17 protein-coding genes and 2 pseudogenes are annotated in these 23160 nt (G+C 59.1%); 10 read left to right on the top strand and 9 right to left on the bottom strand.

All coding sequences use genetic code 11. The annotated features are described in order from the left end of the window. A partial coding sequence (locus R2N16_RS23595; protein ID WP_316669234.1) for an integrase core domain-containing protein occupies window positions 1–116 on the top strand: 116 nt, incomplete at its 5' end. Between the two features lie 105 nt (window positions 117–221). Here the strand turns inward: R2N16_RS23595 and R2N16_RS23600 are convergent. Then, window positions 222–317 (bottom strand): annotated as a pseudogene (locus R2N16_RS23600) (IS5/IS1182 family transposase); the annotation flags it as partial. Between the two features lie 226 nt (window positions 318–543). On the opposite strand from R2N16_RS23600, the pseudogene R2N16_RS25570 reads away from it, so the two are divergent. Beyond that, window positions 544–660, top strand: a pseudogene (locus R2N16_RS25570) (IS21 family transposase); the annotation flags it as partial. Window positions 661–920: 260 nt separating this feature from the next. On the opposite strand, the gene R2N16_RS23605 reads toward R2N16_RS25570, so the two are convergent. Continuing rightward, window positions 921–2342, bottom strand: a complete 1422-nt coding sequence (locus R2N16_RS23605) for a replication initiation protein (RefSeq protein ID WP_316669167.1) — start codon at window positions 2340–2342, stop codon at window positions 921–923. Window positions 2343–3304: 962 nt separating this feature from the next. On the opposite strand from R2N16_RS23605, the gene R2N16_RS23610 reads away from it, so the two are divergent. Together R2N16_RS23610 and R2N16_RS23615 are read left to right on the top strand one after the other, a co-directional pair. Further along, on the top strand, window positions 3305–4516 hold the full coding sequence (locus R2N16_RS23610; protein WP_316669169.1) for a ParA family protein: 1212 nt from the start codon (window positions 3305–3307) through the stop codon (window positions 4514–4516). Then, window positions 4513–5490 (top strand): ParB/RepB/Spo0J family partition protein, encoded by a 978-nt coding sequence (locus R2N16_RS23615; protein ID WP_316669171.1) that lies wholly within the window; start codon window positions 4513–4515, stop codon window positions 5488–5490. Before R2N16_RS23610 ends, R2N16_RS23615 begins: the two co-directional genes overlap by 4 nt. Before the next feature lie 673 nt (window positions 5491–6163). Here the strand turns inward: R2N16_RS23615 and R2N16_RS23620 are convergent. The 3 genes from R2N16_RS23620 to R2N16_RS23630 all read right to left on the bottom strand — a co-directional run bounded on the left by R2N16_RS23620 (window position 6164) and on the right by R2N16_RS23630 (window position 8871). Next, complete coding sequence (locus R2N16_RS23620) at window positions 6164–6766, bottom strand: PIN domain-containing protein (protein ID WP_316669173.1); 603 nt, start codon at window positions 6764–6766, stop codon at window positions 6164–6166. Beyond that, window positions 6763–7230, bottom strand: coding sequence for a helix-turn-helix domain-containing protein (locus R2N16_RS23625; RefSeq protein WP_316669175.1), 468 nt, complete (start codon window positions 7228–7230; stop codon window positions 6763–6765). The genes R2N16_RS23620 and R2N16_RS23625 overlap by 4 nt, the downstream gene beginning before the upstream one ends. Before the next feature lie 444 nt (window positions 7231–7674). After that, on the bottom strand, window positions 7675–8871 hold the full coding sequence (locus R2N16_RS23630; protein ID WP_316669177.1) for a tyrosine-type recombinase/integrase: 1197 nt from the start codon (window positions 8869–8871) through the stop codon (window positions 7675–7677). Between the two features lie 131 nt (window positions 8872–9002). Here R2N16_RS23630 and R2N16_RS23635 point away from each other — a divergent pair, with 131 nt between their 5' ends. Together R2N16_RS23635 and R2N16_RS23640 are read left to right on the top strand one after the other, a co-directional pair. After that, complete coding sequence (locus R2N16_RS23635) at window positions 9003–9791, top strand: cell envelope biogenesis protein TolA (RefSeq protein ID WP_316669179.1); 789 nt, start codon at window positions 9003–9005, stop codon at window positions 9789–9791. A gap of 607 nt (window positions 9792–10398) precedes the next feature. Beyond that, entirely contained in the window at window positions 10399–11028 is a 630-nt protein-coding gene (locus R2N16_RS23640; protein ID WP_316669180.1) for a substrate binding domain-containing protein, read from the top strand. Between the two features lie 274 nt (window positions 11029–11302). Here R2N16_RS23640 and R2N16_RS23645 read toward each other — a convergent pair whose 3' ends face one another. From R2N16_RS23645 to R2N16_RS23660, 4 genes are all read right to left on the bottom strand, one after another. Continuing rightward, window positions 11303–11896 carry a TetR/AcrR family transcriptional regulator gene (locus tag R2N16_RS23645; protein WP_316669182.1) on the bottom strand — a complete coding sequence of 198 codons (594 nt, stop codon included), beginning with the start codon at window positions 11894–11896 and terminating at the stop codon, window positions 11303–11305. A gap of 101 nt (window positions 11897–11997) precedes the next feature. Beyond that, complete coding sequence (locus tag R2N16_RS23650; RefSeq protein WP_316669184.1) at window positions 11998–13533, bottom strand: PqiB family protein; 1536 nt, start codon at window positions 13531–13533, stop codon at window positions 11998–12000. 9 nt (window positions 13534–13542) lie between these two features. Then, entirely contained in the window at window positions 13543–14205 is a 663-nt protein-coding gene (locus tag R2N16_RS23655; protein ID WP_316669186.1) for a DUF3313 domain-containing protein, read from the bottom strand. A 274-nt stretch (window positions 14206–14479) separates the two neighbouring features. Further along, window positions 14480–15682: a glycosyltransferase gene (locus R2N16_RS23660; protein ID WP_316669187.1), complete on the bottom strand. Its 1203-nt coding sequence runs from the start codon at window positions 15680–15682 to the stop codon at window positions 14480–14482. 162 nt (window positions 15683–15844) lie between these two features. Here R2N16_RS23660 and R2N16_RS23665 point away from each other — a divergent pair, with 162 nt between their 5' ends. From R2N16_RS23665 to R2N16_RS23680, 4 genes are read left to right on the top strand one after another with little or no spacing between them, the layout of a single operon-like run. After that, window positions 15845–18034, top strand: a complete 2190-nt coding sequence (locus R2N16_RS23665) for a peptidase domain-containing ABC transporter (protein WP_316669189.1) — start codon at window positions 15845–15847, stop codon at window positions 18032–18034. Then, a complete protein-coding gene (locus R2N16_RS23670; RefSeq protein ID WP_316669191.1) occupies window positions 18021–19487 on the top strand; it encodes an HlyD family type I secretion periplasmic adaptor subunit in 1467 nt (488 codons plus the stop codon). Before R2N16_RS23665 ends, R2N16_RS23670 begins: the two co-directional genes overlap by 14 nt. Window positions 19488–19534: 47 nt before the next feature. Further along, window positions 19535–20080 carry a hypothetical protein gene (locus tag R2N16_RS23675; RefSeq protein WP_316669193.1) on the top strand — a complete coding sequence of 182 codons (546 nt, stop codon included), beginning with the start codon at window positions 19535–19537 and terminating at the stop codon, window positions 20078–20080. Between the two features lie 40 nt (window positions 20081–20120). After that, window positions 20121–23135 carry a beta strand repeat-containing protein gene (locus tag R2N16_RS23680; protein ID WP_316669195.1) on the top strand — a complete coding sequence of 1005 codons (3015 nt, stop codon included), beginning with the start codon at window positions 20121–20123 and terminating at the stop codon, window positions 23133–23135. The last annotated feature ends 25 nt before the right edge of the window (window positions 23136–23160 follow it).

Below are 23160 nucleotides of genomic sequence, written 5' to 3' on the forward strand. Positions count from 1 at the left end.
CGGCGCTCTCGCGTCTGGCAATCGCCTTTGAACACTACAATGAGCGCCACCCGCACAGCGCCCTGAAATACCGTTCGCCACGGGAGTTCAGGAGGACTGCGGCATCCTTAACTTAACGATGTCCGAGTGTCCTGAGATGCGGGGGCAACTCCAAGAACTGGTTTGTCTTATTCATAGCTCCATTCTCTCAAGAGTTGGAGCCTCCTCGATTCCCGGGGCGATTCACCCCTGGCAATCAGGCCAGCGTTGTACTGCGCCCAGTTCTTGACGCGATAGGTGCCCTTGGGCTCGGCTCGCTTCTTTGTGTCCCTGCGCATCTTCTCGGCAAAAGACGAGAATCTACGCAGCCAGCCGGATTGTTTACAGCGCTATCTGCCCAAGCCGTTGCGCGTAAACGTCAGCATGCCGCGCACCAGCGACCGGATTTATGCAACAACGCCTTGTACGTCCGAAATTAGCCGACAGCGCGCAGTTGTAAATTGATACGCGGACGTACTTTGGAATTGATACACCTCGTTGTAGAGTCGTCTTTTTTGGGCGCCCGTGATCAGCTACGAGGATTACATGGAAGTACAGATTCTGCGTCGCCGGGGCTGCAGCTTGCGAGAGATCGCAACCGAGACTGGCATGGCCGTGAATACCATCAGGAAGTACGCGGTACGCCCGCCGCGGTTCTCGAAGAGAGCATCGATTTTCGCAATCAGGTCTGGCCCAAGTGCATCGGCGATTGTGCCGTAGATGGTCGCATTGACTTAGCTTCGGGCGCGGGCGGCGATCCAGCCCGCAAAAACGAACATGGGTTCCACTTGCGCGCTAGACGCCGACTCGCGCAGCCTCAGCGCAGCAGTGCTAAGTCCCGAGCAGACGGATACCCCGCTGACGGCCACGCAAACTTTGCGTCGCAGTCAAGTGAAGCCGAGTTAGGTGTTTTCGCCTGCGCGGGCCGCTTTGCTAACCTTCGCAGAGACGAACTGGCAAAAGGACGTAACGATGTCCGTGTGTAGGGTTAGGACATTACCTTCTGTGATATCAGCGGGGGTCAGCTTATGTCGACGTACCATAATCTTGCCGTGCAGTGGAGACGCTAGGAACGATCGGACAAGGTCCTTGCGGGTTTTCGCGTCGGCGTCAGTGAAGTGCCTGCGTCCGGACTGGATTTCATCGTTGACCCGATCTCGCGTCGCTGCGTCGTGCATGGCCGTGCTGGTCTGGACTGCCTTGTGGGCTGATGACTTCTCCTCCGCCAGTTTGCGCTCGGCTGTTAGGAGGTTCCCCTGAATGGTATTCATCTTCAGCTCGGCTTCGCTGACGGCCCAGTTGCCTCTCAAGGCCTGCATGAGATACCCGGCCGGACTCTTTTTCACCACGCCCTGATTGATGCGATATCGGGTGTATTCCAGCGCCTGCAGAATCCGATCGTCTGTCCACGTGCTCCGGTTTTCAGAGATTTCCGTGAATTGCTCCGTCGACAGGCGAAACTCATTCTTCAGCGTCATATACAAGTCGCTCGCATCGGAGAGATTCACAAGGACAGCATCGGCGGTTTCTTTACGCTTCAAATTCACGAACCGGATGCGGTCAATTTTCTTCGACGAGGGCGATTCACTGCGCGTTTCGTACTCCAGCTCGATGTCGGAAATCGCGTTGATTTCCTTCACGGCAGGCTCCAGCCAATCACGCTTGAAGTACTTGAAGATGGCCGCATTCGCGCCCATCTTTCCTGGCCAATTGCGGACCTCCTCGAGCGGTATCCAGTCGGTCCTGCCCTGCTGGACACTTGGCAGGATGCGGTCGTAAATTGCACGAGCCAGACTTCGCGTGAACGCCGTGGCAATGCGAAGGCTCAACCAGTGCGAGCGTTGTGGGTCACGGATGTGGGGGAGTAGCTCAGGAGGTACGCGAAATCCAATTCGGCCACGATGCATGGCCACCGTACCCATCAGTTGCACCGATACCCACGAGTCGTCGTCGCGCGGCGCTTGACCTGGCGGCGTGCTGGTAACGCGAATCTTGCCATTCTGGCACTCGTCCGCAACAGACCTCAGGTGTTTGAGGTTGCGGCTGTCATACCGCATGAGCCACTTGAAGTAATTCAGGTCGACGTCGAAGAAGTCCTTCTCGGAAGCATCCTGTGCGATGAGGAAGTACGCCGCGTCGAGAAAGCGGCGTGCGGGCAGGCCTACGTTGACAATCTCCGTGAAGAGGTTGTTGCGCTGGTAGCCAATTTCCCGGTTGGCTTCGTTGATGGGCACGCCGATATCGAACATGTCCTCGAACAGTGCGAGCGCCATCTGCCGTGATGTCGCTTTGACTGTGCCATCTGCCGGGTTGTCCGCTGCCATTGCTAGGTCTGCCCTTTTTCTGTTCCGTGGACTGTAGCACGCGGTGGTGAGCAGTCAACACATAGAACCTCACCGTAGCGTTCAAGGGACAGCTGCACAACCAACCTCCCCTTACCCTGCACAACGTGCCTCACCAACAAATGCGGCACGATGCCCGCGAAGCCTTATGGAATGCGTGTCTATGTGTTATCCACAGACGCGCGCACAACCTACCTCACCCACCGGTTATCCGGGTTCATCGTGCACACGCGGGGTCACCTTGGTGTAGTCCAGAGCCTCACCTTGTCAGCACAGCTACCCTCACCTGTCAGTACACTAAACCTCACCTCTGGCACAAGAACCCTCACCTTTACGGACCTAAGCCCTTGAATTTAATGAACATTGGGTTTCCCTGTTGGTTTGTAGGTCGGTTGTTTTTGAAAAAAAACAAACAAACCTTGGGCTTTTATGAAGGTTGAGTGGTAACGCGAAGGTTCTCGGGGACCTTAATGGTGAGGTGCATTGTGTGTGTACGCGGAATGAAGTCATCACTGTGCGCAAGACGTGCCCACACCCCTTCAATCTGGGTGAGGTTCATTGTGCGGATAAGCCCAGCGCGGAGTTCAATGGTGAGATTCATTGTGCTGAATTCAATGGATGGAGGGTCTGATGGTTCTTGCCGCCACCGGTTGTGCTGAAGATTTCGGCATGGGAACCGCAGGTCGCGCACCGCATGTGCGTGGCTAAAATGCACTTCCGTGTAAACCTGCACAACGGACCTCACCTTTAAGACAGGTTCGGGGATTCTGTCGAGGGTCGATCAACTCTACCTGCTACTTGCGCACTGCCCTGCGGCGAAGCGTTTCTGCAACGAAAACGTCGAAAAGTGCCGGTCTGTTCAATAGAATCTATCGTTCACTAAAGACGCTTTCTGCATTTTGCTATATTCTGAGGTTTGTGGAATTTTTCTAGAAAACCTCAGAATGGTAAAAACAATCCAACTTCCAGCGATCGACCGGACTGTTACGCTGGAGCAGATTAGCCAGTTTGCAGACAAGGTCACGATTTTTACCGACGAGCTGCGTGAAACGATTCTCGCGCCACGACCCCGGAAGACCCCACCGATCTTCAAGACAGGCGAAATCGCCGACATGTGCAACATCTCGCATTCGCAAGTCCAGTATCTAGCGACGAAGGGAGATGGTGAGCTGCCCGCTGGGACTGCGGCTGGTACCGGCAGGACCCGTACGTTCACCCTGGCTGAAGCACGTACGTGGGTCCAGAAGGTCAGTGACATCTACCAAACACCTCTGGCTTCTGGAACTGGCGATGGCAAGGGGAAGATCTTGATTACGGCCCAGCTTAAGGGGGGGTCTGCCAAAACCACTACCACCATGTGCATTGCACAGGGGCTGACGCTTCGTGGACGAAAGGTACTTGTAGTGGACTTGGATCCGCAGGCGTCCCTCTCGGAGCTGTGTGGGCTATATGCCGAGAAGGATGTCACGTCGGACGACACGGTGCTGCCATTCATCTACGACCAAAAGATGCCTGGTGGATTGGAGTCAAAAATCCAATCCACCTACTGGGACGGCTTGGATGTGCTTCCGGCTCATACCGAGCTCATCGGTGCAGAGTTTCACCTGCCGGCCATGCAGCGAGTCACTCCAGGGTTCAAGTTCTGGACCGTGTTGCGCGATGGGCTTGAGCCACTGCGCGCGAAGTATGACTACATCCTGATGGACACTTCGCCATCGCTTTCCTACATGAATCTCAATGCGCTGTTGGCGGCCGACGCTATGGTCATGCCCATGGTTCCTGAGAGCCTGGACTTCATTAGCTCGCTGTCATTCTGGAAATTGTTCTCGGACGTGTCCAAGAGTTTCCTTCAGTACGAACAAGGCAAGAAGTACGACTTCGTTTCACTAGTGTTGTCCAAGGTCGACTATGGACGCACCTCGTCCGCGCCCGTTGTTCGTGCATGGGCGGAGTCAGCATATGAGAAATGGCTTCATTCCATCGAGGTGCCGGCGAGTTCAGTAATGAGCACCGGCGCGTTGGCGTTTTCCACCGTGTTTGACGTGAGCAGCTCCCATAGCGCGGCGAAGTCCCTTCAGCGTGTTCGTCAGCCATTGGTTGATTACTGTCGCTGGATTGATGAGACTTACGCTGAGAAGTGGAGGAACGAACAATGAGCAACAATCTGCGGGAATCCCTGCTGAACAAGACCGCCGGCCTTCGGAAGACTTCGGACATCAAAGACGGCGAAGTGCCCCGGAATAACCGCACACAGACGGCGCCGGGTCTTGCTGGCGCGCTTGCTGTTGCCCAGCTTCGAGTACAAGAGCTTGAAGCCAAAGGGACTGCTTCGGAGCTCTTGGTTGTGGAGATTGGTCCGAATCCCTGGCAGCCGCGTCGAAAGTTCAACGAAGCGAAGATGGCCGAGCTCGCCGAGTCGATTCGCGAGGTCGGGCTCATGCAGCCTATCGTTGTTCGGCGTATGGAGACGGGATACCAAATTGTGGCTGGCGAGCGACGTTGGCGAGCACACAAGATCCTCGGCCTGGAGAACATCAAAGCGGTCGTGGCGGAGTGCAGTGACGAGGATATGGCCGTGCTGGCGCTCGTCGAGAATATGGGGCGCGACGACCTGGCCGACTACGAGATCTCCTTGTCGCTTCAGCGGTCGGTCAAGGAGTTTCCGAACAGAAAGCGCCTGGCTGAGGCGCTTGGCTTGTCGAAGCAGGGGCTGCATCGTTTCTTGGCATTCGAGAGGTTGCCTGACTTCATCCGTGCTGACTTGGACCTTGAGCCAGGTCTGCTAGGCGGAAATGCTGCGGAAGCGCTTGCCGCCGCGTTGAAGAAGCACGGGGACGCTGCACTTGCGGCGGCGAAGGAACTTTGGCCGTCGGTATCGGCCGGCCAGATGGCGGAGACGAAGCTTGCTGCTGCAGTGATCGCTGTTGCGACTCGTAAGGGAACCCCTGCAGTTGCGACCGAGCGTACCATCGACAAGTTCTTTTCAGGAAAGAAGCAGGCTGGAAGTCTCACTAAGGATGTGAACTCGCTGACCCTGAAAATCAAGCGTGCCATGTTGACCGACGCTCAAGAGGTGCGAATTCGGCAGCTTATGAGTGAGCTATTCAGCGAGAACCCCGGACAGGATTGAGCTAGATGTCTGCACTGAAGAGCCCGTTGGGGCTCTTTTTTTTGGGGGGTGAATGGGGCAGTCCCTTTTAGGGACTTCGTTGTGGGAACCGGTTTTCAGAAGCCGTGTGATCGGCTGGGGGAGCTTTCATATCAAGTAGTCCCTAAAAGGGACCGGGTTCTCAGATCCTTTTTGTGGCCTCTGGAGCGACTCGAGACGCAGCGAGCACTACCAACCTTGCAAGACAGAGGGCGCTGCACTTCCCAGTATTGCGAGTACAGCGAGAGGCACACAACCACCTCGGTGTGCGCATGCTTTGCAGCGCTCACGAGAGCCCTGACTTCTGGTCGCCTCGTGGATGAGCCATAGGGCGCGGTGAATGCGGTCCCTTTTAGGGGCCGGCCTTCTGAACGTAAAGTCGTCGGTCGCGCGCTCTTCTATCTCAGGATGCGCTTGCTGCAAACCAGTCCAAGATGGCTGCTTGCGAGGCTGATTTCATTAGGACAACGGCAGCGGGCGACGTTGATCTTCGAACGGGCGATCCCGTCGCTGGTACAGGGCGGCCTGGATAGGGTGGTTGAGCGGAGGGCCCTCCGGCCCTCGGGGACGACGTCCCGCTGGGCAGCTCCACACACAAATGGCGTTGGGCGGCGCAGAGGATTGAGGCGCCACACACTTCAAAACCAAGCGGCTTCTAGAGCAGCGGCCGCACGTCGTCGCGCCCCAGCCAGGCGGCGGTGCCGACTAGCCCGCTCCGCCCTATCCGCTCAATGAACTCGTCGACCGTCCAGGGCGGGTTCTTCTTGCGCGAGCGCATTTCCTTGAAGGCCACGACGGCGCGCTTTTCCTGCAGGTCGATGAGATCCAGAACAAAGTTATCGGGGTGCAGGATTTCAATGTCGTGCGTCTGCAGCACGTGTTCCGCCGCAAAGTCCCGCAGGTTGAACGTCACCACGGCATCCGCCCTCGCAGCGATAGCAGTCATCACCACGTGGCGATCTTTGGGGTCGACCGGTGCCAAGTCGGCGGTCTCGGGCAACACGTCTTCAACGAGCGCATCGGGGAATGCCCGGTCCATGTTGTCGCGGATCGCTTCGATCCTTGCCTGAACATCGCCAGTCAGATTCAGCGCCTGACGATGTGCAATCAGATTACGTGTCCATTCATCGTGCAGCCGGGCCGACCACTTCGGGTTGAAGAACTCGTGGTCGGCCAGGGTGAGGAGCACGTCGCGTACCACCATCGGGAACAGGACGCACGCATCGAGGACGACGGCGAAGCGGTCGAAGGCAATCACAGGTCGTATCCGCCCAACGACTCGCTGTCTTCTACCAGAGCGTCCAAGGCAGCCCGGCGCGTCTGGCGCATGGTCTCCTTAAACGCCAGCACGTCTTCCATCCGGATGCGGCGATGGCGACCTACCTTGCGGTAGTCCAGTTCGCCGGCCTCCAGGCGCGCGATCAGGTACGGGCGCGACACACCGAGCAGCTCGGCGGCCTGCTTGGTGGTCAGCTCCGTATGGGCGGGATAGAGCAGGAAGGCCTGTTCACTGGCCATCATGGCCAGTACACGCGAGAGCAGACGCAGTGTATCGGGCGGCACCTCGATGCGGGCAATGTCGCGCCCCTCTTCTTCTTCAACAAGGGCGACGCGGGCGGCGTGGGGCCGGTCCAGCGCCTCGCCCATCAGGCGGCTGGCGTCAGCCAGCAATTGCGCCACATCGTCCGGCAGGTCGATGCGGTCGGGAGTCGCGGTGGTCATGTTGTTGTCCTGGGTCGGTATGGCTGTCCGCTCGCCGGCGGCTAGTAGGTTTACTGTACTGGCACGAAGTAGCAAACGCAATAAACGCAACGAATGAAATAGATGCAGGTGTTGCCCCAAAGTTCACCCTTGCCGATAACTCTTATTACTGGCGACACGCATGAACAACTAAAGTTGTAACCATCGGTGGGCTGCATAAAATTCACCAAAGCCCTTGCCTAGCCAAGTCTTGGCGCCAATTCTGCCGTCAACTGAAGTTGTGTCGATCGGTCCCGACGGCGTCAACTAAAGTCGACACGTGATGCGCGATTTCAACTAATCGTGTGCCTGAGTGCCACGGACAGACTCACGAGGACGCGCACACGTTGCTGCCAACTGCGGTCGCCGCGTTACCGGTGAAACTGACCTGCGCCAATGTACCGGCGGCGCGATGCGATTCGAATTTCACTTCCAGTCCTCGGGGAGGGCCAGTCCGCCAGCCACGGCCGCGGCCACATCCTCCAGCGCCTCGTGCGTGTAGGTGCGGGTTGTGTTGATGTCCCGATGCCGCAGGACGCGCTGCACGTCGGTCACCAGGCGCCCGGCGCGCAGGAGTTGGGTCGCCGTTGTGTGGCGTAGCCAGTGGGTCGATGCGCACCGCAGCTTGTCCGCCAGTTCGGCGTCGTCGTGGGGCGCGAGCCGATCCGCCGCCTCCGCAAAGGCCTGTCGCACGATGCCATACACACCCTGACGAGTTCCGACCGGACGCATCAGCAAGCGCTGCAACGTTAGCCGGTCGTGAGGCCGGGTGGACTTGCGCGCTCCGCCCGGGATCGCCGGGATGACGGCCGCGGTGTCGGTGCTGCGCGGCTCCGGCGACAGGCCCAGCACCTGCCGGAAACGCGCGATCTCCGCCATCGCGTTGTCGCACGGCACCTCCTGCGCGTCGCCCCCCTTGGCTTCCCGGATGACCACCACCCAGTAGGGCCCGTGCCGGCCGCGGCGTCGCTCAAAGTCGCCCCAGCGCAGGGCCGCTAGCTCGGAGGCGCGCAGGCCGGTCTGGAAGGCCAGGGCAATCACCAGGCGGTCGCGCGCCTGCTTGATCCGGTCCCAGAAAGCCGGTGTCGGCCGCGCGGCGATGGTGTCGAACACGGCCCGCAGGTGGTCGAGCTCCAGGAAGTGCTGCTGCGAGCCAGGGCCACGTGCGCGCCGCGGGCGGGGCAGGGCCGGGAAGGGGTTGACGCGCAGCGCCGCCATCTTGACCAGCCAGCCAAAGAAGCTGCGCGCGATCAGCGCGCTCTGGCGCGCCGACGCCTCGGATAGCGGCCCCCGCAGCGGCCGCCACGCCGGGCTGTCAACGGTGCGGGTGTCGCCCACCGCGTGCGCGGGCGGCTGCAGCAGCAGCGCCAGGTAGGCCTGCGCGTGCGTCGCGTCCCACTGCTGCAGGCGGCGCCCGGTGGTCTGCGCGAACCACAACAGGCGCCGGCCTTCGAGCGCGTACTGGTGCGCGGTGTTGGGCCGGATGCCGAGGCCCCCGGCCAGCTTGGCGGCCAGCCACTGGCGCACGAGTTCGGTGTCGTCGGCGTCGGCCGGCAGCACGGGGCTGGGCAGGGCATTGGATGTGTCGGCAGCCGTTTTGGGGGCCGTGGGGAGGGTCGACATGGGTGCGAAGAGGGTCGCAGGACGGATTGGGCGGGAAATGCTACCAATTTACCATTAGTTGGTTAATGGTAAGGGATCGCGGTTTACCGTGGCAAAATTGATTGTGACATGATCGCGACTATAATGACCCAATGCCGCGCACGCCTACCGCCTTCTCCGACGACGAACTGCACGCGATCTGCCTCGCGCTGCAGCAGCTCGACGCCCGCCACGCCGACAACCGCGTGTTTCTGCGCCGCGCCTTCGATGCGATCGACCACGTCGCCGGCCGTACCTTCGGCGAGACGGTCTATCGGCGCCTGCTGGCCGTCGCCGGTATTGCGCGTGCGCCCAGCACGCGCACTGTGCAGGCGGTGCTCGCTGCGCGCCGCGCAGAAGGGAAGGGGGGGGCTACGCCGGAGGTGGCGCCGGCCGATCGCGTGCGTGCTCTGGTGCAGCGCGAATTGCAGGTGGCGTTGCAACAGCTGGCTCCCCTGCCGTCCAATGCGCCACCGGCACCCGCCACTCTACGTGCCGATGCAGAAGCCGACACTTGGCTGGCGCGCCACTGCGAGCGCCTGGAAGCGGAGCAGCCGCAGTTGCGTGCGTTGTTGCAGGCGGCCGAGGCCCGTGCGGCCGCCGCCGATGCGCGCGTGCAGTTGCTCGCTGCCCAACTCGAACACGCGCAGGCGAGCATGGCGGCGCGCGGACGCGAGGTCGCGACGCAACTCACGCGCGCCAGCGCCGACCTAATCGCCCTGGCCACGCGCCTGGAAGGCGCCGAGCGGCGCCGTGCCGTTGAGACCGATGCCGTGCGGCAGGCGTTTCGGGAGGAGCGCGGGCAGCTCGTTGCGCGCGTTGAACGCCTGGAGAAGGACTTGGTGGTGGCGCGTCAGGCGCTGGAGGTCTACCGACGCCGCGTCGGTGGCAATGCGGGGTGAGGTCGCAGGATCGATGACGCGTCGACTCCGTTAGCGCGCGATGTCGGGGGGGCGCCACTGGTCATGGACGCGGCACGATCTACTTTGACGCCTACCAGACGGCGACGCTGATGCCAGAGGTTGAAGGCAATGGGTTTTCGCCTGCGCCGCTCTCGCCAGCCTTCTCGGGAATGCCAGCCCCCTTAGGACCGGCAGCTGGGCAACCTCCCAAGCTCCCCGTTCACTCCGAACGTTTGGAAACAAGCTCAGGAGGTTTGGGTCTGGCACAGGAACCGCCGGGACGTGCCCGCAACGTCATATTGTCTTTATATCCGCGAGGCATGCCCAGGAAGATGAAGTAGGAGGCTTTGCGAGACCTGATCTTGGACCTTTGTGCCGTCGAGGCACTCAGTCTGCGGGACTTGGCTACCCTCCTGATTTCATCCGCATCCAATATATTCGGCCCATGGTCGCCGCTGGTAGTTTGGTTGCAGAATTTCCAGACCGGCCACGTCACCCGGGCCAGCGTTATCGCCGGGCTTAGCCTGCAGCAAGTCGGAGAACGCCCGTTCCGGGAGCGAGCGGCGCTCAGGGGGCAGGGGTAGGCTCCACGTCGGTGACTGTGTTGATGGCGGCCTCCGATATCTACGGCGAACTGGCCCGCTGGCTTGTGCGTCGCGAAAATGGCCGCGTTGCGGAGTGCGTAGACGTCGGTTTCAGGATCGGCTCTTCAACGGACGGGGGCGTGATTGCGCGGCGGCTGTTTCCGGTAGAACTCATGATCTTTGCTGCGCCGTCCTACCTGGAGCGGCATGGGGTGCCAAGATCCCAGCATGAGTTAGCGGCGCACAGTTGCAGCGCATTTCGCCATCCAGCCACGGGGCAGGTGTTGCCGTGGTATCTCAATATCGACGGGGAAATCGTGCATCGGCACGTCTCACCAATGTTTGCCACGAACGACACCGAATTGGAGATAAAAGCCCTCTTGGCGGGCCAAGTGATTGGACAAGCCGTCAATTTGTCTGTGGCTGAGCACATTCGGGCAGGCCGGCTTGTACCGCTGCTCCTGCAGCATATGAGCGGCCATACCCATGTCCATGTGTACTACGGCACGCGAGCCGCGCAACCACGGCGGGTGCGCGCGTTTATCGATCTGGCGGTCGAACGATTGCACGAGACACCGACTTACATGCTGATTGAGAAGAAGCGTGCCTTGGCAACGATCTTTCCTACAGGAAAAGTACGCCGCTTGTCCTGACCGCTCTGAGGATGTCCTCAATTATGCGCAGCAGGTCAGATAACAACCGGTCTATAAACCACTGTCGCTTGGTATTGGGATACCGTTGAGACGGGACGAAGCGTTGATGGCATTGATGGGTGCTCCTCCGTTTGTCTGTAGAGGAGAAGATCGAGCGTTTGAATCTCTCGGTTCCTTGGCCATCCTAGATGGAGATCCTGTCAGCTAGGACTGGGAGTCTCAGAAGGCGGCGGATGCTCAAATGATCCCTATCCGGCCTAGTGGTTGTACGCGATTAGGAGCTGCGCTTGCGGCGAATCGTTTTGGGCCGAGCAGCAGGCCATTGACTGTCGTCTTGCAATCGGTCGAACAGGCGCGTCCGTTGTTCTTCCGTGAATGGGCACAGCCCGAAAAGAGCGGATAGGACTAGGCCCTGCGCGGCGGACCAGCGCAGTAGCGACAGATCGGCGTCGGCCGCTTCGGCCGCGATGGACCGGACCTTCTCCACCGAACTCGCGCGCGAGGCCGCCAGCAGGTTGGGGTCTTCGGCCAGTACGGCTAGGATGGCCGCGGTAATCGCAGCAGGGGTGGTGACGGCCTCGCGCAGCGTGGCGAGTTGTGCCGCCAGCGTGGGCTCAGCCAACGAATCGCCCGCCGATGCAAGGTAGGCGCCTGAGAAGCGCTCGAAGTGCTCTATTTGGTGATCCAGCAACGCCTTCAGGACCGCGCCCTTGTTCGGAAACTGATGCATCAGTCCGCCCTTACTGATGCCACTTTCCCGCGCCATGGCTTCGAACGTCAACTGCTTCGGGCCATCACGCGAGACGATGGTCAGCGCGGCCTGAATGCCCGCCTGCCGAGTGCGTTCTGAACGAGTTGCGTTGTCCATGGTGTTTGTTTGAAGGCTCCTCGGAGGAGCCGGTCTGACTGGAGCGAAAAACGAAGGCGATTGTACAAGCGCTGTCCCAGTGTCGTGGTCGATGATCGGCACTAAGGTGCCGGAGCGCGCTGCTCCAACGTGCCGGAAAGCACGCCAAGAGCCTGCAACGCCTGATTCAAATGTTCGCGTGCCGGCTGGAAATCCGGTCCTTGAGACGGCGAGGCATGCAAGTCCGCTTCCGCATCGTCGAGTAGTTGTTTGGCCGCCCCTAGTGTTTCCCGCCCCTGCGGCACCAACTGCGCATTCGCCAACTTGAAGAGACGGCGCGCCCGCACGAATGAACGGCTCAGTTCGGATCCGACGGGGCCAAACGGCACGCGATCCAGGGTGTGCAGCATCTGGCTGATCTCTGCCTGCAGATCGTCAAGCGCGTTGGGAACAGTTGGTAACTCAACCGGAGACCGAACGAGATCCAACCGCACGGGTAACGCATGCGGAAACATGTCCAGTGCCACATAAAGTTGATTGGTCAGAAGATTGCCCGTGCGCAGTTGGCCTCTCAACCCATCGTCGACCAGCTTGCGCAGCAATGCCCTCCCGGCAACCGCGTCGACATGTTCAGCTGAATCCCGAAACTGTTGACCCAAGCGATCAGGGTACAAGCTCATTGTGACCAGCATCACGGGTTCCCGTTTGCCAACGTCGTGTTCGATCTCGATCTTGGTGACTTCGCCCAGGGCCAAGCCGCGAAAGTCGACCGTCGCGCCAACGGACAAGCCGCGCAGCGATGGCGCAAAGCGCATGACGACCACTGCCGGCGCACTGGTAGGCGGTTCGTCGGCGATGCGTTCGTTCTCAGCCAGCACGAACGTCATTCCGGTCGGGGCCTGTGCGCCCGGCGACTGGCCCGTCACAGGTTGGAAAGCCACAGCACCAAACCACATTCCTGTCAGTGATTGCATGCTGACTGAAAGGCCGCGCGCGTCCAACCACAGGCTGCAGCCGCTTGCGTTCCACCAGCGCGTATTGGCTACGATGTAGCGGTGATACGGCGCATCTATAAACACGTCGATCGAAACGCCTTTGCCGTCCGGGTCCAACGATACGGCGGTTACCCGGCCGACATCCACGTGCCGGTAGTAGACCGGGGCGCCGGCCTCAATGGAATTCTGCGAACGCGCCCGCAGCACGTAGCGGGTACCTCGCTGCCCATGCGTGACAGCCGGCGGGCCCTCCAGCCCCGTGAATGCGGATGCTGCTTCATGTGAAAGGCCGGCATCGAGTCCAACGTAACTACCCACCAGCAACGTGCCCACGCCAGATATGCCGCGCGATTCCACGCGAGGCCGCACAATCCAGAAATGTGTGTCGGCGACGGCGAGGCCAGCGGCCGCGCGAGCAAGTCGTACCGAAGCCAGTACGCGTTTACGATCCGGCGACAGATGCACCGCAGTGACAATCCCCACGTCGACATCCCGATATCGGACTGGCGTGCGACCGGATTCCAACCCCTCGGCGTCAAGAAAGCTGATGGTGATCAGAGGACCGGAGTCATCGACAAGCCACAAGAGCAGCCCCATGCCGATCAGCGCCGCCAAGAGCGACACCAGCACACACCAGAGACGCGCCGCGCGGCCGCTCGTCATGTGCGTTGGCTACTTCAACTTTGCGACCAGCGCGTCGGCACCTTTGTCGATACCGGTCTTGGCCGCGCTCAACGATCCCACGCTCGCCCCGATGTTCCACGGACTGGGGTATTGCTTGGTAACGTAGGCGTTCAGCAAACGATTGCTCGTCGCATCAAAAATTTCGACCGAATAGATGACGAAACCGGTGAATGTGCCTTCGCGGCCGCGAAAGGTCTGCACACCGTTGTAGATGCCACCAGCGATATCGAAACGCGACAACGTGCCGAGTACTGGCGTGGTGGTATCGGCGCCCGTGAGGGTTAGTTTCACGCGTAATGTGTTCGAGTCGCCACTGCGTACGAGTTCGAAGCGCGACTGCAACCTTTCGGCGAACTTGCTCTGCATGTAGCTGGCGAGCGCGGCACGGTCACCCTCGCTCATGTCACCGAACTGGCTGTCGGCACCGCGATAGATTGCGACGGGGTCGATCATTACGCTGCGGTATCGGTGCCAATCGGCCTGTGCTGAGTAGCTGTAGGGCACACGGTCTGAATCGTCTTGCGCGTTCGGCTTCATGTACGAGGACGATTCCACGCCCGAATATGCAACCGGCTGGACGCTCGCGCAGCCAGTGAGGCCTGCGCATGCCACGGCAATCAGCAGTACTCCTGCGTTGCTTGAATTCTTCATGTTGATCTCCGTTTTCGATGAGTGGCCCTCTGCCTTGCACAGGGGGACAGCCGAATGCCCGGGCATCCAGACGAGCCGGAGCGTAGCATCGGCACATCACAATGTAAACCGGACAGCCGGTTTGTTTGTGAAAAAAACGTGAGAGGTGCCGAAGTAATCGTCTCGAAAGACCTCGCTCCGAGGGCGGCGGCTATGACTCGAACACTGGCGAAGTACGCCAGCAGTCACAGCGATTGCTACACGGACGCGTGTTTTAGATACTTGGCCGAGTCTGCTAACACCGATGGCCGAGCAATGAGGCATCGCTAACCATGCGCGCTATGGTGCCGGTTGCCTTTTCTGGCGCAGTTCCTTGATAGCGCTTCGCAAAGAGATCCGCTTGTTGCTTCAACGATGGAGTCGAGAGCGCGGTCGTGAGCACTGTGCGTGCACTTTCAAGTGTGCGAGGCGGTTTCCACATGATCCCTGCGCCAAGATCCTCAATGCGGCGCGCCGCCAAAGCTTGCTCAATGACCTGCGGAACCATCAGGAGAGGTACCCCAGCCAGTAGTGCGTCAGCCATGGTGCCAGTTCCGTAGACCACGGCGAGGTCCACGCCCTGGAGCGTGGCATTCAAAGCGACTGGGTGCGGCAAAATCTTAAGGCGTGGCGAACTCAATCGTTTTATATCGTCTTCCGACATACCAGGCGAGACGCAAAGCACCGTTGCCGCTGTGTCCCTGAGCGCTGCAAGCATGTGCTCGAATCCGGGCACTGACGGGCGAAGATAGGCAAAGATGCGACGCCTCGCCCCTGCGGGCCAGGGGCACTCTACCGCGTTCGTCAGCATGGAGACGGGGCCGACGTACAAGACGTCAGTGCGCGCCCCATAGTGGTCCAACTCCGGAAACGTCGTTAGTACGGTCGGCAGATTGGCGAACAGGTCGGCTACGCGCAATATCGGTGCTCGGTCAAATCTGTCCAAGACGGAATTGAAGGTATGCAGGACGACCGAATCTGCTTGCTGCAACCGCTCGGTGGGAATGCTTTCCCATGGCCGGATGCTCGGAAGCGGGCTGACGGCAGGCGGCAACTCGAAACCGATGCAGGTCAGCACAACTGGCAGCCCCAAAGCGCGGGCCGCGAGGAGTGCTGTCGGCGCGTGGTTGATCACCACAACTTCGGTTTGGTGCAGGTCAAAGACGGCCGCCCATGCTTTCACACGTGCGATTGTGCCGAGCACATCTCCGTATCCGGATCCAATCAACATTTCGGAGTAGTTCGCAGGTGCGTAACTATCTTGAGGGATGCCTGCGGCAGCCGGGGCCTGGACAAATTTGAAGCCTGCCGGCGATAAAACCTGTTCAGCGACGCGCAAGTCTTTCACCGAGAAAAGCACGTCATGCCGCTGTTTTCGTAGCACTTCGGCCACGGGCAGATCGCGCGCGAGATGCCCGAGATTGGCGCCCAACTCCCAAGCGAACAGGATGCGGCTCATGCCGGAAAAAAGAGATTCGAATATCTGATTTTCAAAAGATTCATCTGCTGTCGCGAAAGATGCACACCTACCTTAGGAGGAGCTTTCTACCGGACGCCTTGCTGCTACCCTCCCTGCCCAATAACAAACGCGTCCATACGCGTAGCACGGGGAGTTTCCAGCATGTCCGAGGGCAATCACGCCAACGCCACCGGGAGCGTAGCCGATAAAGTCGGGACTGCGCGCATCAGCACGGGCCTTATTTGCGTCTGCATTGTGGCCGGGCATCACCAGCGGCCAACAGATGCAAATCAATTGGCGCGCGCGCTCGCGTTCGAGGCCGGCCGTCTTCTCTCAGACGTGGAAGTACTGCGGGCTGCAGGAGAGATTGGCCTGAAGGCAAAGTTCGCATCGTCATCCTGGGAACGGCTCGCGCGTACGCCCTTACCGGCCATTGCAACGTTGGACGGCGGGGAGCGCGTTGTTATCCTGCGCATCCTCTCGGATGACCGAATCGTCGTGGCAGATCCACGGCAACCGCGCGCCACGCTGTTTACTCGCGAAGCATTCGAAGAGGTCTGGACGGGGCAGCTTTGTCTCATCAAGACCAAGCTCCGGCTCGACAATCCCAATCGCCTTTTCGATATTGCTTGGTTCGTTCCCGCAATTTGGAAGTACAAGCGCATTCTGGGCGAGATCCTGGTCGCCGCTTTCGTCATCCAGCTGTTTGGTCTGGTCACACCGCTGTTCACGCAGGTCATCATTGACAAGGTGCTAATGCACAAGAGCTTGTCGACGCTGCACGTGCTGGCAGCTGGCATGCTGATCCTGATCGTCTTCGAAGCCATCCTGAGCGTGCTCAAGGCGCAGTTGATGGCGCATACCTCCAACCGGATCGATGTGGGGCTTGGTGCGAAGCTGTTTAAGCACTTGCTGCATATCCCACTGCGCTACTTCGAGGTCCGGCGAGTCGGCGACACCGTGGCGCGCGTACGTGAACTGGAGGGTATTCGCCAGTTCCTGACAGGCTCATCCATCAACGTCGTGATGGATCTGCTGTTCGTGGTGATCTTCATCGCTGTAATGCTGCTGTACAGCCCGCTACTGACTGCGGTGGTCTTGGCGTTCATCCCGCTATTCGTTGCGCTGTCGTTGGTAATGCGCCCGCTGATGCGTGAGCGGCTCGAAGAGAAGTTCGATCGCGGTGCGGAAAGCCAGTCCTATCTGGTGGAGGCGGTTACGGGTGTGCAGACCGTCAAGGCCATGGCGCTGGAGCCGATTCTGTACAAGCGCTGGGAAGAGCTGCTTGCACGGTATGTCACCGCGTCGTTCCGCACTTCACACCTCTCAGGCATCTCCGGCGCACTTGGCCAATCCATTCAGAAGCTATCAACCTTGGCGGTGTTGTGGGTTGGCGCCTATCTGGTGATGGAGAACAGCCTGACGGTCGGGCAGCTGATCGCGTTTCAGATGCTGTCGGGGCGCGTGATTTCGCCGGTGCTGCGTGTCGTGCAGACGTGGCAAACGTTCCAGCAGGTCGGGCTGTCGGTCGAGCGGCTCGGCGACATCCTCAATACGCGTGCAGAGCCATCGCTCAATCCAAACAAGGCGAGCCTTCCAGCTATTCAAGGGGCGGTGCGTCTGGAGAACGTGCGCTTTCGCTACAACGTCGATGGCCCCGAAATTCTGCGCAATCTATCGTTCACGATCGAGCCAGGCACGACCGTCGGCATCGTAGGGCGCAGTGGTTCCGGTAAGAGCACGCTCACGCGGCTGTTGCAGCGACTGTATGTGCCGGAATCGGGACGCGTGCTCATCGATGGTGTCGACTTGCAGCAGGCCGATCCGATGTGGCTACGCCGACAAATCGGCGTCGTGCTGCAGGAGAACTTCCTCTTCAACGGCAGTGTCCGCGACAACATTGCCATCCACGTGCCTGGCACCTCGATGCAACGCATTGTAGAAGTGGCCAAGCTCGCCGGGGCGCATGACTTCATTCTCGAGTTGCCCGAGGCGTATGACACCCCAGTCGGCGAACGCGGCACCGCGCTTTCCGGCGGGCAACGCCAGCGCATTGCGATCGCTCGTGCGCTCCTAGCCAACCCCCGCATTCTGATTTTCGACGAAGCGACCAGCGCGCTGGACTATGAGTCGGAGCGGATCATCCAGGACAACCTGAGCAAGATCTGTGAGGGCCGCAGTGTCTTCATCATTGCGCACCGGCTGTCCACCATTCGCCATGCGGACACCATTCTGGTGATGGACAAGGGCGAACTGGCTGAGCGCGGCTCGCACGCGGAACTGCTCGCGCGCGGTGGCATCTACGCGCATCTGTTCTCTCAACAAGCGGGGGCGGAATATGCCGCTGCTTAAGTTGATGAAGTTTGACCGCACGGATGCAAGCGGCCAGACCAAGGCCGAACGTCGGCGCGCCCGTCGCAATGCCCCGCTGACGCCGCTGGAGCAGGAGTTTCTGCCACATCTGCTGGAAATCCAGGAGACACCGCCATCTCCGGCGCACCGCAAGGTGTTGTGGAGCATTGTCGGGCTCGTTGTGATTTTGATTGTGTGGTCGTGCATCGGCCAAATCGCAGTCGTGGCGACGGCCCCGGGCAAGTTCATCCCCGACGGGCGGATCAAGCAGATCCAGCCGCTGGAGGCGTCGACCATCAAGGCGATCCACGTGCAAGAGGGCCAGCACGTGCGGGCTGGTGACCTGTTGCTCGAACTTGATCCGGCTATCAGCGGTGCCGCACTTCAAGCAAACACCGACAAGTACGCATACAACCGCCTTGAGCAGGCACGGTTGGCCGCAGAACTTACACACACTGCACCTGACTACCGCAACGCTGATCCTGCCTGGGTTGCGCTGCAGGAAAGTACTCGCGCCGCAAGGGAAGCCGCATATACCGCAAAGCGAGAGCAAGCGCGGTCACAAGTCGAAGAGAAAACCCACGGTTTGGCTGCAGCTCAGGCCACGCTGACGAAATACCGAGAGAACACCGCCATCAGCGAAGAGCGCGAATCCAGCGCCCGACCACTAGTGGAAAGCGGCGCTATTTCACGCGTCGACTACCTCCAACTCAAGCAAGAACTGACGAGCAACCGCAACGATCTGGCTGCCCAATCTAAAACGGTGGACGAGCAGCGCGCTGCGCTGCAGGAAGCCCAAAAGCGTCTGGCCGAAGTCGAGCACGATCACCAGGCCGAGGTCTACGGGCAGTTGAGCGACAAGGTGGCCAACGAGCCAGGGTTGCGCGGCGATATGGAGAAAAGCCGCGAACTGCACGAGTTGAAGTGGCTCAAGGCGCCGGTGGATGGCTGGGTGCAGAAGATCAACGTGACGACGGTGGGTGGTGTCGTCAATCCTGCCCAGACGCTGATGACCATCGTGCCGGATGGCATGCCGCTGGTGGTCGAAGCCACGCTTTCCAACGATGACATCGGGTACGTCAAAGTGGGACAGCCGGTGGAGCTCAAAGTCGATACCTTCCCGTTCCAGAAGTACGGGACGCTGAAAGGAACGTTGGTGTGGGTGAGCCCCGATGCGGAGGAGAAGAGCAGTGCCTCCATCAGTGATGAGAATGGCGCTGGGGGAAATCAACCGGAGAAAGCCATTCAGAACGTGAAGTCGGTGAAGGATGGGTATGTCTACAAGGCGCGAATCCGAGCTGAGCGAAGTGGCTTTGTTGTGGATGGGCTCCCCGCACCGTTGCAGGCTGGGATGACGGTACAGGCCGATATTGAGACGGATCACAGGAAGGTTATTCAGTTCATCTTGTCTCCTGTAACAAAGTACCTTAGTGAGTCAGCCAGTCTTCGCTAATCACATCGAAATGTCTCTCAAGAATTGATTGATAAACAAAGAACATCATGAAGAAAAGAACCCTACTACAGTTGCCCCGAATTCTCGCAGCGATGTTAGTGAGCGCATTGTGTCTCTGTTCGTGCAAGCAAATGCAGGCGCGTGAAAATTCAAAGTACAGCAGCACTGCAGAAAAGGCTTTTCTGCCGCCCGCAGTTCCAAGCGATGTTCTTGTGGTTTTGGCCCCTCCTCATCAGGAGTATCGAGCAGGCTTGACTGAGGAGACACTGAAGAAATTCGGGTGCGAATACCGAATCAGTGATCAGATTATCATTGGTCGATTGATTAATTCAGTCGAGAAATCCCATATTTCAGGTCGTATTACTGATCTTGTGAAATTGGATCTTAGGGAGGCTGTCTATATGAAATACACCGATAGGCCGCCAATCAAATTATTGCTCAGAGCACCGTTCCCAGGTGAGGTTCGACTACCAGGGTTCGTAGATGATGCGCCGATTTCAATTGATGCCGGCATTGTTGAGAAAATATACGAATTGGTGGCGAACCTTGGAATCGATGATGGGTGCAGTTTTTTTGTTCGGGCCGGGAAGTAATTTCAATTGATTGACGTGTTTAATATCATTTAAATATCAAATGACACTCACTGCAAACGATTTTCGTGTTATTGGCGCAACCGCAGGGGATATCGCCAACCTCAATGCCGCGCTTGCCTATCTACAACAAAGCCCGGTGGCCGCCGCGATTCTTCAGCAAATGGCTCAGAATGGAACGACGATTAATATAAATGCAAGGGATCAAGATACTTACAATCCCCCAGTTGGCGCGCCGCGGTACAACCCAAATTTCCCTCCTAATAGCATAAATTGGGATCCAAATTCCGGCCAAATTGTATCGGATGCCAACGGGACTATATTGGGGGTTCAGTCCGCTGCACTCAGTCTCCTGCATGAGGCTGCGCATGCAACGGACCCCAACTTCAATACAAATGCAATCACTCCGAATTCGCAGTACGACGATAACGCAGAGCAATACGCGATCGGCCAGGAGGATGCGGTTGCACAGCAGCTTGGCGAACCGCAACGCTTCAACCACCACGGTGGCGCCATAGACGACGCAAATCCAACGGACCATACTATTAGCAATGGAGATGGAACGTTGAGCTGGCAGGAGACCGTGCTGAATGGTGCAGCTACGGTAACCAGTGGAACGATGCAGCAAGGGGACATCCCTTCGCAAAGCGGAAATCAAGCGGTCAGCGTGATCGATAACACGATCAATGCAAGCAATGCGGCAATTACGGTGTCGGCCGGTGCCAGTGTATCTATTAGTGGGGCGGGGGATACCGTTAACCTCGGAAATGGAAGCAGCGTAAGCATTGACTCTTCGGGGAGCAATACCGTGACGTGCGGGCAAGGCACGGCCACCGTTACGGGAGGCTCAACCGCAACGTGTTCAAACGGAAGCATCACAGTTTCGGATACTACCAAGGGCGCAAGTATCGACATTACGGGAAGTGGAATCTCCGTGGCTGCCAATGGCGATTCCGTCAATGTTGCCGACAACGGCAATACCACTATTGACGGGAGTGGGAACACTGTGAATGTTGGTGCGAATGACACAGTTTCAGTGGTCGGCGGAGATAACACGATCAACATCACGGGTGCTGGAAGCCAGGTTGTAATCGGCCGCAACGATTCCAATGGCAATTTGAACTCGATCGAGAACATATCTAGCCAGAGCGGCAGCAATGGAAATCTCGAAATCACGACCACCCTCACAAGCTACGACCCCATTACAGGAGTCGAAATCGGCCGAAATGTCCAGACCAACGACGGCGAGGGCAACACCACGACGAGTAGCTACGACGCCAACGGCAATCTGACCTCCTATGGCTGGCAGACAGAAGGTGGCGGCTCGGGCTCCAACACGTACGGCCCGAACGGCCAGATCACCAGCGAAACCTGGAACGACGGCAACGGCAATTCAGGCAGCAACACCTACGATTCGAACGGCACGCTGGAATCCTCCTCGTGGCAAAGCAACGACGGCCACTCGGGTACCAACAACTACGACCAGAACGGCAATCTGACCTCCGATTCGTGGCAATCCCCCGATGGCACGACGGGCACCGACACGTATAACTCCGACGGTTCGCGCGCTTCTGACACGTGGCAATCGACGGGTGGCAGCTACGGATCGGACACCTACAACCAGGACGGGTCAGTCGCGAGCTCAAGCGTGACCACCGTTACCACCAATGCTGACGGCTCCGTCACCACCTCAACGAGAGAGGACAATTACTCGACTGGCGGCGGTGACAGTTACGGTGGTGGCTATGGCGGTGGCTACGGTGGCGACTATGGTGGTGGCTATGGCGGCAGCTATGGTGACATCTACAACGACACCACCATCACGACCAACCCGGACGGGTCGTCGGTAGAAGTCGTCAGCACCAATCAATACGGCTATGGTGATACCACCACGACCGTCAAGTCGGCCGACGGCTCTTACAGCACCACTGAGACGACCGCGATGGGTATCACTTGGGAAAACTCGTACAACGCCACCACGGGCGAGTACGACAATTCCACCATCTATAACGATGGCTCACGCGTCGACAATCAACAACAGGCCGACGGGACCAATACGTCTACCGAGCGAGACGCAAACGGGAACGTGACGCGGGTCGAAGTGAGCAACGGCGACTCGGATGTCACGACGATCTACCAAGGTAACGGTACCGTCAGCGTTGACACGCGAACCGGCGACGACCATGTGATCGAAACCACCAACCCCGACGGCTCCCATTCGGAAACGCGCATCACCAACGACTGGAACGACCGCATCACCGACAACTACGATGCGAGCGGTCGCTTGACGAGCGAGGACGGTTACAACGCTTCGATACCGAGCGACAACACGTCGAGCGGAACCATCAGTAGCAGTTGGGAAACCACATACAACAGCGACGGCTCGAGCTCAACGCATGAAATTGAGATGGCCGGGAATGGACAGATCACGCACGATACAGAAACGGACTCGTATGGCCACACTGTCAGTGCCAGCACGACGATCGAGGTGAACGGCGTCTCGGATCAAACGACGCAAAACGCTGACGGCTCGCACTCGACGGCACACTGGGACGACAACGGCAACTATGATTCGCACCAGTACGACGCCGATGGTCACGACATCCATGACGTGTCGCGCGGTTCCGACGGCTCGTACTCGGATCAGACCTATGACCCTTCCTCGGGCAGCACGACGGAGGACGCTTACAACGGGTCGACCGGTGAGCACTCAACATACGAGAGCTCTTACGACGCCGACGGTATCCATCACGAAATCACTACGCTGGATCGCGCCGATGGAAGCAGTGAGACGCAGCAGACCGACACCCTCAACGGCATCTCGCTAATGACGGATACCAGCAGCGATGGAACAACGAACTACTACATGAACGGCTCAGGAATCTCGGCGGACCAGTTCGACCAGTACTGGCAGGACTACTTTGCCGGCGACGCTGCCAGCAATGATCCGGGCGCAGGTGATCCGGGCACGGGGGATCCTGGCGTTGCCGGTGGCAGCACAAGCGCTACTTCTACCGATATGGCCGCTGGAACGACGGACCAACAAGCAGCTGCGTAGTGAGTAAGCAGGACGAGCCGTGCAT

Source organism: Ralstonia psammae, assembly GCF_958405935.1.
Taxonomy (GTDB): domain Bacteria; phylum Pseudomonadota; class Gammaproteobacteria; order Burkholderiales; family Burkholderiaceae; genus Ralstonia; species Ralstonia psammae.

Coding starts and splice junctions, on each gene's coding strand:
- R2N16_RS23605 (WP_316669167.1), bottom strand. CDS start 2,342: ATGGCAGCGGACAACCCGGCAGATGGCACAGTCAAAGCGACATCACGG.
- R2N16_RS23610 (WP_316669169.1), top strand. CDS start 3,305: ATGGTAAAAACAATCCAACTTCCAGCGATCGACCGGACTGTTACGCTG.
- R2N16_RS23615 (WP_316669171.1), top strand. CDS start 4,513: ATGAGCAACAATCTGCGGGAATCCCTGCTGAACAAGACCGCCGGCCTT.
- R2N16_RS23625 (WP_316669175.1), bottom strand. CDS start 7,230: ATGACCACCGCGACTCCCGACCGCATCGACCTGCCGGACGATGTGGCG.
- R2N16_RS23630 (WP_316669177.1), bottom strand. CDS start 8,871: ATGTCGACCCTCCCCACGGCCCCCAAAACGGCTGCCGACACATCCAAT.
- R2N16_RS23635 (WP_316669179.1), top strand. CDS start 9,003: ATGCCGCGCACGCCTACCGCCTTCTCCGACGACGAACTGCACGCGATC.
- R2N16_RS23640 (WP_316669180.1), top strand. CDS start 10,399: ATGGCGGCCTCCGATATCTACGGCGAACTGGCCCGCTGGCTTGTGCGT.
- R2N16_RS23645 (WP_316669182.1), bottom strand. CDS start 11,896: ATGGACAACGCAACTCGTTCAGAACGCACTCGGCAGGCGGGCATTCAG.
- R2N16_RS23650 (WP_316669184.1), bottom strand. CDS start 13,533: ATGACGAGCGGCCGCGCGGCGCGTCTCTGGTGTGTGCTGGTGTCGCTC.
- R2N16_RS23655 (WP_316669186.1), bottom strand. CDS start 14,205: ATGAAGAATTCAAGCAACGCAGGAGTACTGCTGATTGCCGTGGCATGC.
- R2N16_RS23660 (WP_316669187.1), bottom strand. CDS start 15,682: ATGAGCCGCATCCTGTTCGCTTGGGAGTTGGGCGCCAATCTCGGGCAT.
- R2N16_RS23665 (WP_316669189.1), top strand. CDS start 15,845: ATGTCCGAGGGCAATCACGCCAACGCCACCGGGAGCGTAGCCGATAAA.
- R2N16_RS23670 (WP_316669191.1), top strand. CDS start 18,021: ATGCCGCTGCTTAAGTTGATGAAGTTTGACCGCACGGATGCAAGCGGC.
- R2N16_RS23675 (WP_316669193.1), top strand. CDS start 19,535: ATGAAGAAAAGAACCCTACTACAGTTGCCCCGAATTCTCGCAGCGATG.
- R2N16_RS23680 (WP_316669195.1), top strand. CDS start 20,121: ATGACACTCACTGCAAACGATTTTCGTGTTATTGGCGCAACCGCAGGG.